Here is a 13,290-nt window from a genome sequence, read left to right as displayed (position 1 = left end):
TTATAAATAGTGTATTGTAATCGTACAGTGAGTGTATCAAAACCGAACACTTAAATTTTGATTAAATTACTTAATTTATTGATAATCAGTTATTTGATATTTTGGCATCATTATGCTATACGAATTGTAAAATTATTTTTATGGACGTACCAATTGAGAAAAAGCGATTTCCGAAGTCTAAACTTATCATGATAGGTCTAGGAGTACTTTTTACATTTTTATTGTTATATGTATTTGTTTTTTCTTCCAGTAATTCAAAACTTAATGTAGATAAAGAACGACTGAGTATAAATACGATTAAAGAAGGTGTTTTTCAAGAAAACATATCTGTTAACGGTGTTGTATTGCCTATTACAACAATTTATTTAGATGCTGTTGAAGGAGGTAGAGTAGAAGAAAAGTTTGTTGAAGATGGTGCTGTTATGAAAAAAGGCGAACCCATTTTAAGATTATCAAACACAGATTTAGAGTTGAGTTTAGTTAATCAAGAAACCTCAGTTTATAATCTGTTAACCCAAATGCAAATATCTCAAAATGCAGCAAGACAAAATACTATTAATAAGCTTAACCAATTTACCGATGTTGAAAATAGCTTGATTGAAGCAGAAAGGGTTTATAAGCTAAATAATAAACTTTATGAAAAAGGAGCTATAGGTAGGCAGGATTTTATTAAATCTGAAAATGATTATAACTATCAAAAGGAACGTATGCAATTGGCTAAAGAAATATTAAATCAAGATTCTGTTGCAACAAAACAGGAACAAAGGCAAATAAATAGTTCATACCAACGTACACAAAGTGCACTAGAGTTAATGAGAAGAAAAGTGGCAGACTTGGTGGTAAAAGCACCAGTTGATGGTCAATTAACATCATTAGATGCAGAGATTGGGCAATCAAAAAGTAAAGGAGAAAGACTTGGACAAATTGATGTACTAAGTGGTTTTAAAGTAAGAGTTGGTATTGATGAGCATTATATAAGTAGAATTTATACAGGACAAAGAGGTTCTTTTACATTCAACAACAAGCTTTACTACTTAGTAATTAAGAAAGTATTTACCCAAGTTACCAATGGGCGTTTTCAAGTAGATATGGAATTTGAATCTGATGTTCCAGAAGGTATAAGAAGAGGACAAACACTACAAATTAGAGTAGCATTAAGTCAAGAAAAACAAGCGTTGTTAGTGCCAAAAGGAGGATTTTTTCAGCAAACAGGAGGCAATTGGATTTTTAAATTAAGCGAAAATGGCAATTCTGCCTATAGAGTTGATATTTCTCTAGGAAGCCAAAATACAGAATACTATGAAGTAATTAACGGGCTTAAACCGGGAGACAAAGTAATAACTTCAAGTTATGATAACTATGGAGATATACAAGAACTAATTTTAAAAGATTAAAAAATTAAATAGAAAACAAATGATAACAATTACAGACCTTGAAAAATTTTATAGCACAGATGAAGTGCGAACTATTGCCTTAAATAAACTGTCTTTTAAAGTTAATAAAGGTGAATTTGTAGCTATTATGGGACCTTCTGGATGTGGTAAATCTACACTTCTAAATATATTAGGGCTTTTAGATGATTCAGATGGTGGCAGCTTTGTTTTTAATGGTACTGAAGTATCTGGTTATAATGAGCGAAAAAGAGCAAACTTAAGAAAACATAATATTGGGTTTGTATTTCAAAGCTTTAATTTAATTGATGAACTTACCGTTTTTGAAAATGTAGAACTTCCACTTATTTATACTGGAGTAAAACCTGCAGAACGTAAAAAACGTGTTGAGGAAGTTTTAGAGAAAATGCAAATTATGCATCGCCGAAAGCATTTTCCACAACAATTGTCTGGAGGTCAGCAACAACGTGTTGCTGTAGCAAGAGCTGTTGTGAATAACCCAAAATTAATATTAGCTGATGAGCCTACTGGTAATTTAGATAGTAGTAACGGTAATGAAGTTATGGACTTGCTTACAGAACTTAACGAAGCTGGAACAACTATAGTTATGGTAACACATAGTGAACACGACGCAAAATACAGTCATAGAATAATTAGAATGCTTGACGGACAAAAGGTTACTGAAAATGTACTGGTATAAGTAAAAATCAATCAAATCAATAAAACGAACAAGTATGATTAGGAATTATTTTAAAATAGCTTGGAGAAACCTTCTCAAAAATAAGGTATACTCATTCATCAATATTTTTGGTTTGGCTATTGGTATGGCAGTAACAATAATGATAGGATTATGGATTGTTGATGAGCTTAATTATAATAAATACTTCAAAAACTATAACAGTATTGCTCAAGTTTTTCAAAGCCAAACTTTTAATGGTAACTCAGGAGCTGGACCAGCTATTCCAAGACCTTTAGAAATGGAACTCCGTAATAATTATGGTGACAATTTTAAGCATTTAACCATGTCGTCTTGGACCCAATCTAGATATCTTAAATATGGAGATAAAAGTATATCCAGATCGGGCAATTACATTCAGGAACCTGGGTTAGAAATTTTTGAACCTAACATTCTGAAGGGAAAAAAGAATGGATTAGTAGAAATGAATTCTATAATGCTGTCAGAATCTACAGCTTTCGCTTTGTTTGGAGATACAGATCCGATAGGTAAAATGGTTGAGGTTAATAATACTGATAATATGATTGTTACCAGTGTTTTTGAAGACTTTCCTAACAATACTTCAATGAGCACAGTTAAATTTCTTATGCCATGGAAAAAGTATATTACAATTCAAGAATGGATTAGAAATGCAGCCGATTCATGGGGAAATAATTCTTTCCAAATGTTTGTTCAAATTGCAAATGGAACAAACATGAAAGGGGTTACAGAAAAAATTATAGATTCTAAAAAGAAAGCGAATGAGGATACAGCAGAATTTAATCCAAGAATATTTTTGTTGCCAATGAATGACTGGCATCTGCGTTCTAATTTTGAAAATGGAGTACAGTCTGGTGGGCGTATAGAAAATGTTTGGTTGTTTGGAATCATTGGTGCTTTTGTATTGTTTTTAGCTTGTATAAACTTTATGAACTTAAGTACAGCACGTTCTGAAAAAAGAGCTATGGAAGTGGGTATTCGTAAGGCTATTGGGTCTAGTAGAGAACAATTAATAAAGCAATTTCTAAGCGAATCTTTATTAGTGGTTTTATTTGCTTTTGTAGTAGCAATTTTGTTAGTGCTACTACTGCTAAATGGATTTAATAATTTGGCTAGTAAAGAAATTCAATTCCCTTGGCATAATATGCAATTTTGGAGTTATTCATTAGCCTTTATTCTATTTACAGCTCTAATTTCTGGAAGCTATCCTGCACTATATTTATCTTCCTTTAAACCAGTAAAAGTATTAAAAGGAACCTTTAAGGCAGGGCGATTTGCTGCATTACCAAGAAAGATATTAGTAATTACTCAATTTACAGTTTCTGCAGCTTTAATTATAGGAACTTTGGTTGTAATGCAACAGATAGAGCACAGTAAAAACAGACCTGTTGGATATAACAAAGAAGGATTGATACAAATTCCTATTATGAGTCCTGAATTTGAGGGTAAATATGATTTTATGAGAAATCAGTTTATAGCTTCTGGTGCAGCCATAGAAATGTCTCAATCTAGTAGTCCAACTACTGAAATATGGTCTAACCGTTCAGGTTATATTTGGGATGGTAAACCTGAAGGGTTTCAAGAAGATTTAGCTTGGACTGAAGTATCCTATGAATATGTAAAATCATTGGGTATGGAAATTGTTGAAGGTCGCGATTTTTCAAGAGATTTTGCTACTGATTCTACAGCTATTTTAATTAATGAAACCGCCGTAGAATATTTGGGTTTAAAAGATCCTGTTGGTAAGTTTTTAAGAGATGATGATGAAGAAGATCCAGGACCACCATTAAAAATTATAGGTGTGGTAAAAGATGTTATAACGCAGTCTCCCTACGAACCTGTTAAACAAGGTCTTTATGTTTTTGATAGGTATGGAAATTCAAGTTACTATAATTTAAGACTTAACCCAGAAAATAGTGTTAAAACTAATTTAGAAATTGTTGAATCAACTTTTAAAAAGTTTTTTCCAAACCTACCATTTCAATACCAATTTATAGACGAAGAATACGGAAGAAAATTTGCAGCCGAAGAACGTGTGGCAAGTTTAGCAAGAGTATTTACAGGGTTAGCAATTTTTATTAGTTGTTTAGGACTATTTGGTTTAGCATCATTTGTTGCAGAACAGCGTACAAAAGAAATAGGCGTAAGAAAAGTGCTTGGAGCTACCGTAGCAAATTTATGGATGTTGCTTTCTAAAGACTTTGTTCAATTAGTCATTATCGCATTAATTTTAGCCGCACCAATAGCGTATTATGTAATGCATGAATGGGTACAAAAGTTTGCTTACAGAACAGATATTTCACTATGGATATTTTTAGCAGCAGGTATAGGTGCATTAGTAATCACAATTATTACTGTGAGCTTTCAATCTATTAAAGCAGCATTAGCAAACCCAACTAAAAGCTTAAGGACAGAATAAAATTTCATCAATCAAAAAACGAATAGTCATGTTAAGAAATTATTTCAAAATAGCTTGGAGAAACCTCTCAAAAAATAAGGGTTTTACAATCATTAATATTATTGGGCTGTCTTTAGGTATTGCTTGTTTTATAGTTATTGCTATGTATGTAACCGATGAATTGAGTTATGACCGTTACAACGAAAAAGCAGACCGAATTTATAGAGTTAATTCTGATATTGTTTTTGGAGGCACAGACTTAATTATGGCTGTAACTTCTGATCCAATGGGAGAAACCCTAAAAAATGATTATCCAGAAGTAGAACAATACACCAGATTGTATGCTTCACAAGGTGCAAAACTCATAAAAAAAGAGAATGAGTATATAAATGAAACCTCAGTAGTTCATGTAGATTCTACTTTTTTTGATGTTTTTACGCTTCCATCAATTGTTGGCAATACAAGAACAGCCTTAAATGAACCAAATACTGTGGTTATTACCGAAACTGCAGCTAAACGTTATTTTGGATCACCAGAAATGGCTATTGGGAAGATGTTGGAAACCGATGATAATCAAAGAACGTTGTATACAGTGAATGCGGTAATTGAAAACATGCCCAAAAACTCTCATTTTAACTTTGATTTTTTCTTTTCCATCAAGAACATAAACTACACTTTAGGTAATTATTTAAGCCATAATTTCCACACCTATGTTGTTTTAAGAGAAGGTACAGACTATAAAGCTTTTAATGAGAATTTTACAGAAGTTATAGATAAATATGTGCTTCCACAGGTCTCACAATTTGTTCAAATTGAAAGTATGGATGAATTTGCCAAAAAAGGTAACCGCCTCGAGTATTCATTAATCCCACTTACAGATATTCATTTAAAATCATCAAGAGGTGTTGAATTAAGTGCTAATGGAAATATTCAGTACATCTATATATTTTCTGCGGCAGCATTATTTATTTTAATACTTGCCTGTATTAATTTTATGAACCTTACAACAGCAAGATCTTCCGGACGAGCAAAAGAAGTAGGTATAAGAAAGGTATTAGGTACCGAAAAAAAATCATTAATTGGGCAATTCTTAACAGAATCTACCCTTATTGCATGTATTGCACTTGTTTGTGCTATTGTTTTTGTTTGGCTTACTTTAGGTTGGTTTAATGGAGTCTCAGGAAAAGAAATGGAGCTTAGCTTATTATTAAAACCTAGTTACCTACTTTTTTTATTCTTACTACCATTTGTTGTTGGTATTTTTGCGGGTATTTACCCAGCATTTTTCTTATCGTCATTTAAACCTATAACGGTGCTTAAGGGGAAATTAACTTCTGGTCACAAAAAAAATTCATTGCGTAATTTTTTGGTAGTATTTCAATTTACGACTTCCATAATTTTAATAGTTGGTACAATTGTTATTTATAAGCAGTTAAATCATATTCAAAACTCAAATGTAGGTTTTGATAAAGAACAGGTGTTAGTTATTAACAACTCTGGAATTCCAGATGAGACCAAGGAATCATTAAAAAATGAAATCACGCAGTTAACAGGTGTAACATCTTCAACATTTGCAGGCTATTTACCAGTTAGTGGCTCATCACGATCTGACACAACATTTTCAACAGAATCGGTTATGACAGTTTCCAATGGCTTTAATATGCAGTATTGGCGTATAGATTATGACTATTTGGAAACTATGGAAATGGAAATAAAAGAAGGAAGAAATTTTTCCAGGTCTTTTGGTACCGATTCAACTGCAATAATATTAAACGAAACTGCAGCTAAATTAACGGGTTTTGATAATCCTGTTGGTGAAAAAATATACACAATGGATGGAAATAATCAATTATTAACATATACCATTGTCGGAATCGTTAAAAACTTTAATTATGAATCACTAAGACAAAACGTAGCAGCTTTAAGCTTCAGATTAGGTTATAATAAATGGGTTTCGGCTTATCGACTAAATACTTCAAATGTAAATGACATTATAAATATTATTGAAAAAAAATATAAATCAGTAGCACCTGGAATGCCTTTTGAATATAGTTTTATGGACGAGTCTTTTGACAATATGTATCGTCAAGAAAGACGCGTTGGTAAAGTAGCATTAACCTTTGCATTATTGGCAATAATTATTGCTTGTTTAGGATTGTTTGGTTTAGCAACGTATATAGCTGAACAACGAACCAAAGAGATAGGTATTAGAAAAGTATTGGGAGCTTCAGTCTCAAACATAATTAGAATGTTATCCACCGACTTTGTAAAGCTAGTTTTATTGGCATTCATTATTGCTACTCCAATTGCGTGGTGGTTCATGAGTAAATGGCTTCAGGATTTTGCTTTTAGAATAGATTTAAGCTGGTGGATATTTGTAGCCACAGGAATTTTAGCTTTAATAGTAGCCTTATTTACTTTAAGTTTTCAAGCTATAAAAGCAGCATTAGCAAACCCAACTAAGAGTTTAAGAACAGAATAAAATTCTAATAAATAAAAAATGTTATTAAAACTTAAAGATATATTTAAATGGGTTAATTCTGGAAGTCGACGAATCTTTTTACTCAAAGATATTGATTTAGAGGTTGAAGAAGGTGAATTTATTTCCATTATGGGACCATCAGGTTCAGGTAAATCAACATTGTTGAATGTAATAGGTATGCTAGATGGATTTAATGAAGGCGAATATCATTTTTTAAACGAATCGGTTCACACATTAAAAGAAAGGCATCGCTCAAATCTTTATAAGGAATATATAGGTTTTGTGTTTCAAGCATATCATCTTATTGATGAGCTAACTGTTTATGAGAATATTGAAACTCCTTTATTATATAAAAAGATGAAGTCCTCAGAACGGAAAGCACTTGTTGCAGATATATTGGATAAATTCAATATAGTTGGAAAAAAGGATTTGTTTCCATCTCAATTAAGTGGAGGTCAACAGCAATTGGTTGGTATAGCACGTGCATTAATTTCTAAACCTAAATTAATTTTAGCCGATGAACCAACTGGAAATCTTAATTCTAAGCAAAGTGAAGAAATAATGGAACTTTTTAAAACACTAAATGAAGAAGGAGTAACTATAATACAAGCAACACACTCTGATTATAATGCTAGTTATGGTTCGAGAACTATCCATTTATTGGATGGTGGAATTAATGCTGTTTAATTGAAAATAAAGACTTATGAAACACTATAGCATACTTTTCATCTTTTTAAGTTTTATAATGATATCGTTTGGACAAAATGGGAATGAAATAGTTTATAATTTGCAGGATTGTATCGATATAGCATTAAAAAATAATTTGGATTTAAAATCTGCAACATTAAGGGCAGAAACTGCTAGCGTTAACTTTAAGCAAAGTAAAAATGCATTATTACCATCATTAAACGGTTCTTATAATTTAGGAAAAACAAGTGGTCGTAGTATTGACCCATTTACAAATAGTTATAGTAACGAGCGTATTACGTTCTCAAATGCTGGTCTTCAGGCTGATGCTGTAATATTCAATGGATTTAGATTGTTAAACTCTTGGAAACAGCAAAAATTTAATCTATTGGCTTCAGAGATGGAACAAGAAGAAGCAAAACAAAATTTAATTCTTGACGTTACTTTGGCTTATTTACGGGTTATGAGCAACAAAGATTTATTGAATTTAGCCAAAAACAGATTGGAGGGTACTGTTGGGCAACTTAATAGGCTAAAATCATTATTTGAAGAAGAGGTTGGTAATCCATCAGAATATAGAGATATCCAAGGTTTAAAAGCAAGTGATGAAGCTAATATTATTGATGCAGAGAATAACTATATAACAGCAAAATTAAACTTAAAACAGTTATTAAATTCAGAAACTGATTTTGAATTAGCAGTTATTGATGTACCATTAGATTTTGCCGTTTATAAAAACTCTTTTGAAGAAGTATATGATTCAGCTATTCAAAATTTGGCAACAGTAAAAGCAAGTGAATATAGACTAGATGCTGCAAAAAAAGGCGTTTCTGTAGCAAAATCACAATACATCCCAGAAGTTTCCATTTTTGCAAATTTAGGCACTAATTACTCAAGTGCAGCCCAAGTATTTAATGAAGGGCAAACAAGTATTGTTGAAAACGGTGATTTTGTCACTGTATCTGGGCAAGATTATTCTGTTTTAACAGAAACAACAGAGTTTATCCCTGAAGATATTTCATATAAAGATCAATTTGAAAATAATTTTAATAGCGCAGTTGGTGTTGCAGTTTCTTTCCCTTTATTCAATGGGTTCAGGGCCAAAAATAATATAGCAATAGAAAAAATAAAAAAAGAAGAAGCATTGGTTGAATTTGATAGAACAAAAATAGAGTTACGTACAGCCATAAAACAAGCTTATAATACTATGGTGGCAGCGTTTAAGCGTTATAAAATTTTAAAAAGTCAAGTTACTGCTTATGAAGAATCATTAAGAATTAATGAGATACGTTTTAACAATGGGGCTAGTAATAGTGTAGACTATATTATAAGCAAGAATAATTTAGATAACGCTCAAATTAATTTTAATAATGTTAAGTATGAGTATTTATTAAGGCAAAAGGTTTTAGATTATTATAAAGGATTATAACTATAATAAATATTAAACCAATAGTGAAGTAAATCTATACATGATATTTTTTATTGAATACTTTCAAGCGATCTAATAAAAAACAAAAGGCTTTCAAAAATTGAAAGCCTTTTGTTTTTTAAAAAAATTAAATAAAACTATTCAATTGTAAATTGAAATATTGGTGATTCAGAATTATTGTTTTGGTCATCATATGTTATTATTCTCCAATAGTATATGTTACCTGAACTCACATCTGCTGAAAAACTAGTATTACTAGTTGTAGTAACAACATTAGTTGGTGTAGTTTCAGTACCAAATAACACATCATATTCTGTAATATCATTATCTACATCTTCTCCAAACCATTCTAACGTTACGCTTGAAGTTGAGGTATTAAAAGTCTCAGCCAAAGCAGGAGCTATTAAATCTGCAGGGAAAGGCGCATATGAAGAAACAGCTTCTCCGGCATTATAAAACTTCCACGTAGGGCTTTGTGCAGTTTCTGTACCAGAGTTTTTAGAAATTACATACCAAGAATATGGAGTACCTCTTAAAATAGTTACACTTCTTTCAGATACATTTGAAGTGTAATTTTCTATCTCTTGAGTATTTAAGTTTTTCACAAATAATTGGTATGAATTTGTATTATTAGAATCGTTCCAATTAAACGTAATGGTACTTTCTGTACTTGTTATATTTGAGCCTTCTGTACATTCTGAATTTTGTTCTGGAAATGCCAGTGTAGATGCACTTGGTGGGTCAATAACTACTGGATCTGGATCTGGGTTTGGACTATCATCTCCACCTCCACTACTACAATTGATGTTTACAAAGAAAAGCCCTAAGCTTACTGCGATATATAAAACTGATTTTTTCATTATTCCTTAATAATTTTAAAACTTTTACTATTTGCTTTTGTTATAACTCTTAAAACATAAATACCTTTTGAAAAATTAGACGTATTAATTTTTAAGATAGAATCACTAGTATTTAAACTATAAACTTGTTTCCCTAAAATAGAATATATCTCCACACTAGAGACACTGTCTTTTAATTCACCTAAGTAAACATTTAAGTTATCCGAAATTGGGTTTGGAAACGCAATAATATCATTGCCATAAAAAATAGTTTCTTCGTATTTACCTTGACAAGTTTTATTGGTTTCAACAACAATTTTATTTTCTCCAGACTGTAATTGTAACTCAATGTTAGAAGCCGATGTCTTTGTAGTTATACCATTTAAAGTTATATTATAAGTTTCTCCACCATTTAAATTTAACGAAACAGTGTTTTTAGTATTACTAACTTTTGAAAGCACTGATAAATCTTCAGGTTCGGTAATCGTAACATTGAAACATTGTTCGTAATCTGTTTGTCCATCTACTGTTATACAAACTCGATAATCACCTGCTTCTAAGCTAGATTTAGTAAATGTTGTAGTAAAGTCATCATTACTGTTAAATCCGTCACCAGTTATTGTAACAGTGTATAACATGTTTTGAGTTGTAGAAATATCAATACTCCCATTATTACTACTTCTACATGTTTCGCTAGTTACTTGTAATGCAAAGTTATTAGCTGGTAACACAAAAACCTCACAGCCAGTAGCATCAACAGTTGCTCCTAAAGGAGTATCTGAACATAAATCTTCTGCATTTGGAACCCCATCACTATCCAAATCGTTAGGGTCAATAACTGGTTGAGTAGCATAAACTTTATATTCGCCGGGAGCCAAAGTTATTGAAGATGATACATCTGCTACTTCTAATGGTGTATTATTATCTAACAAACTGTACCATGTTCCTGTATTTGAAAAGTTAGGTACCACAGTTTGTTCTACAATATCAAAATTGGCAATCACAGTAACATCAAAATCACCTGAAATATCGTTTAAGTTAATACGCTTTACAAGTCCATTTAAGCTAAATGAGAAATCGGTTGTATTAAATGTTGAAGGATATGTTGTTTTAAGCATAATCATTTTTGCAGTAACATCATGCAAATCAAGTCTGTCTGAATCTGTATCGTAACCTAATGTCCAAGCTACAGGCTTTTCATCTAATCTACATGCGCCATTTGTAATATCATTTTCGCAATTAATACTTTTATCATAGCCTAGTTCTCCAAACTGCCATATCATTTTTGGACCAGGAACACTATAAAATATCACTGAAGCTGCTTCTTGTCTATCTAATGCAGTACTTAAATCTTTTACATTATAGTCGTCATTAGAATTCCCATAGGCTAAATTTCTAACCATAAGTCGCTCTTCATCATGGCTTTCCATATAACCTATAACATGCGGATTATCCCAACCTCTATTTTGATATGATAACCACGATACATCAGCGTCTGATGCATATCCCATAGTATTTTGGTTGAAACTGTGATTTAAATTTCCCCAAAGCATAATCCCGTAGTTGGCCAACTCTGTTTCTTCGCTATTATCTGATAAATGTTCGAAAATAACGTAAGCTTCATTTCCAGGATCGTTATCCCAAACATGATCTGCAAAAGCTTTTAAGTTTTGAATTCTATCTGCATCATAAGCACTTGCCCAATTGCCGGTTCCTGTATAAATAGTATTAGATAGCCCTTTTGTAAAATCGAATCTAAAACCATCTATTTTGTATTCGTTCATCCAAAAACTCAATACATCATTAAAAAAATTGACTGTATAATCAGATTCGTGATTAAAATCGTATCCCCAATGTGCACTGGTGTTATCAACTAAATTATGGCTTTCATTATAATATGGACTATCTGCAGCTGGACGGTTATTTGCACTATCCCAATACATTTGTAATAAAGGTGATTGACCATATGAATGATTAAAAACTACATCGGTTAAAACTGCAATACCACGTTGATGGCATTCATCAATAAAAGCCTTTAGATCGTTACTTGTTCCATAAGCTTTATCTGCTGCCATATAAAAAGAAGGATTGTAACCCCAACTATTGTTTCCTTCAAATTCATTAATTGGCATTAATTCTATGGCATTAACTCCTAGGTTTTGTAGGTAATCCAGACGAGTTATTGCTTCTTGATATGTGCTACTTTCAGTAAAATCTCTAATGAGCATTTCATAAATAACAAGGTTTTCTTTATCAGGTCTAGTAAATGAAGTGTTTTGCCATGTATAACTTGTTTCATTAATTTTAAAAGTTGAAACGATGCCTGTTGTTTCTCCGCTAGGATAAGCCATTAAATCAGGGTAAGTAGTACTGGAAATATACTGATCATTATTTGGGTCTAAAACTTTGCGTGAATAAGGATCAGCCACTTTAATGCTAAAATCTATATAATATTGATAAGCGTATTCCATATCAGCATCTAAACCAGGAATTGTAATCCAAAACAAATCACCATCTTTTTTCATTTGATAGGTTTCGTTTAACTCCCAATTATTAAAACTTCCAATAAGGAAGACATCTGTTTTATTTGGAGCTTCTAGAACAAACGTAACGGTTCCATCTCCATTATTATTAAATCCTTTTGAAACACCTATTGGTAAAGTTTCACTTTGAGTTGCGTTTTTAACAAAAACAGAAACTTCATCTTGTTTAGTTTCAGTTCCTTGAGTTGCAACGACTTCAATAGTATGAAGACCCGTAGAAGTGAAGGTATATGATGTTGAAATTAATGTGTTATTGGTTACTGTTTGCACAGAAGTGTTATTAACTTTTAATTCTAAATCTGCACTAGTATTTGATTCAGCACTTATAGTAATATTATCATTTAAACTATAAGCTGATCCATTTAGAGGATTTGTGATAACTATATTTAAACCCGCTTCAAATACATCAATAAAGATATCTGATGTTTGTGTGCCGCCATCTGCAGAACGAAATACAAAACTTAATTCTGTAACTGTATCAGCAGTATTTACGCCATAATACGTATAAATATCTGGTGTGATGGTAAACTCGTATATGTTTCCTGATGTATTGGTTAATGCAGGTTGTGCAGTGTTATCTCCCCATGTTCCTATAACATTTTGCCATTGAGCAGCATTAACTGTAACTCCTGTATGAGCATAAATGGTACCTGTATAACTTTCTAAAGGTGTACCTGTTACATCAAGAATAACCGTTATTTCACTAGTTGTAATAGGTATAGTAGGTGATGTTGTTACAACTTGAGCAAAGCTTAATGAGGTTATTAACAAAAAAAGCAAGTATATTTTTTTCATAGCTGAATTTT

The 13,290-nt window shown here is 31.7% G+C and carries 8 protein-coding genes; 6 read left to right on the top strand and 2 right to left on the bottom strand.

From position 1 onward, the window contains the following. Positions 1-140 precede the first annotated feature (140 nt). From MBM09_RS14990 to MBM09_RS14965, 6 genes are read left to right on the top strand one after another with little or no spacing between them, the layout of a single operon-like run. Positions 141-1,394 (top strand): efflux RND transporter periplasmic adaptor subunit, encoded by a 1,254-nt coding sequence (locus MBM09_RS14990; RefSeq protein ID WP_238674523.1) that lies wholly within the window; start codon positions 141-143, stop codon positions 1,392-1,394. Positions 1,395-1,413: 19 nt separating this feature from the next. Further along, entirely contained in the window at positions 1,414-2,091 is a 678-nt protein-coding gene (locus MBM09_RS14985) for an ABC transporter ATP-binding protein (RefSeq protein WP_238674522.1), read from the top strand. A 34-nt stretch (positions 2,092-2,125) separates the two neighbouring features. Beyond that, a complete protein-coding gene (locus MBM09_RS14980; protein WP_238674521.1) occupies positions 2,126-4,525 on the top strand; it encodes an ABC transporter permease in 2,400 nt (799 codons plus the stop codon). Between the two features lie 28 nt (positions 4,526-4,553). Beyond that, positions 4,554-6,986, top strand: a complete 2,433-nt coding sequence (locus MBM09_RS14975) for an ABC transporter permease (protein ID WP_238674520.1) — start codon at positions 4,554-4,556, stop codon at positions 6,984-6,986. Positions 6,987-7,004: 18 nt separating this feature from the next. After that, positions 7,005-7,673, top strand: a complete 669-nt coding sequence (locus MBM09_RS14970; RefSeq protein ID WP_238674519.1) for an ABC transporter ATP-binding protein — start codon at positions 7,005-7,007, stop codon at positions 7,671-7,673. Positions 7,674-7,689: 16 nt separating this feature from the next. After that, on the top strand, positions 7,690-9,102 hold the full coding sequence (locus MBM09_RS14965) for a TolC family protein (protein WP_238674518.1): 1,413 nt from the start codon (positions 7,690-7,692) through the stop codon (positions 9,100-9,102). Between the two features lie 137 nt (positions 9,103-9,239). Here the strand turns inward: MBM09_RS14965 and MBM09_RS14960 are convergent, their stop codons facing one another. Further along, entirely contained in the window at positions 9,240-9,962 is a 723-nt protein-coding gene (locus MBM09_RS14960; RefSeq protein WP_238674517.1) for a hypothetical protein, read from the bottom strand. Beyond that, positions 9,962-13,279, bottom strand: coding sequence for an alpha-amylase family glycosyl hydrolase (locus MBM09_RS14955; RefSeq protein WP_238674516.1), 3,318 nt, complete (start codon positions 13,277-13,279; stop codon positions 9,962-9,964). The genes MBM09_RS14960 and MBM09_RS14955 overlap by 1 nt, the downstream gene beginning before the upstream one ends. Between the last annotated feature and the right edge of the window lie 11 nt (positions 13,280-13,290).

It is taken from the genome of Flaviramulus sp. BrNp1-15, assembly GCF_022259695.1.
Taxonomy (GTDB): Bacteria; Bacteroidota; Bacteroidia; order Flavobacteriales; family Flavobacteriaceae; genus BrNp1-15.
This window is presented reverse-complemented; position numbering and strand designations above follow the sequence as displayed.

Excerpts from the sequence above, each read along its gene's own strand:
- MBM09_RS14970 (WP_238674519.1), top strand. The coding sequence starts at position 7,005 with ATGTTATTAAAACTTAAAGATATATTTAAATGGGTTAATTCTGGAAGT.
- MBM09_RS14975 (WP_238674520.1), top strand. The coding sequence starts at position 4,554 with ATGTTAAGAAATTATTTCAAAATAGCTTGGAGAAACCTCTCAAAAAAT.
- MBM09_RS14980 (WP_238674521.1), top strand. The coding sequence starts at position 2,126 with ATGATTAGGAATTATTTTAAAATAGCTTGGAGAAACCTTCTCAAAAAT.
- MBM09_RS14965 (WP_238674518.1), top strand. The coding sequence starts at position 7,690 with ATGAAACACTATAGCATACTTTTCATCTTTTTAAGTTTTATAATGATA.
- MBM09_RS14955 (WP_238674516.1), bottom strand. The coding sequence starts at position 13,279 with ATGAAAAAAATATACTTGCTTTTTTTGTTAATAACCTCATTAAGCTTT.
- MBM09_RS14985 (WP_238674522.1), top strand. The coding sequence starts at position 1,414 with ATGATAACAATTACAGACCTTGAAAAATTTTATAGCACAGATGAAGTG.
- MBM09_RS14990 (WP_238674523.1), top strand. The coding sequence starts at position 141 with ATGGACGTACCAATTGAGAAAAAGCGATTTCCGAAGTCTAAACTTATC.
- MBM09_RS14960 (WP_238674517.1), bottom strand. The coding sequence starts at position 9,962 with ATGAAAAAATCAGTTTTATATATCGCAGTAAGCTTAGGGCTTTTCTTT.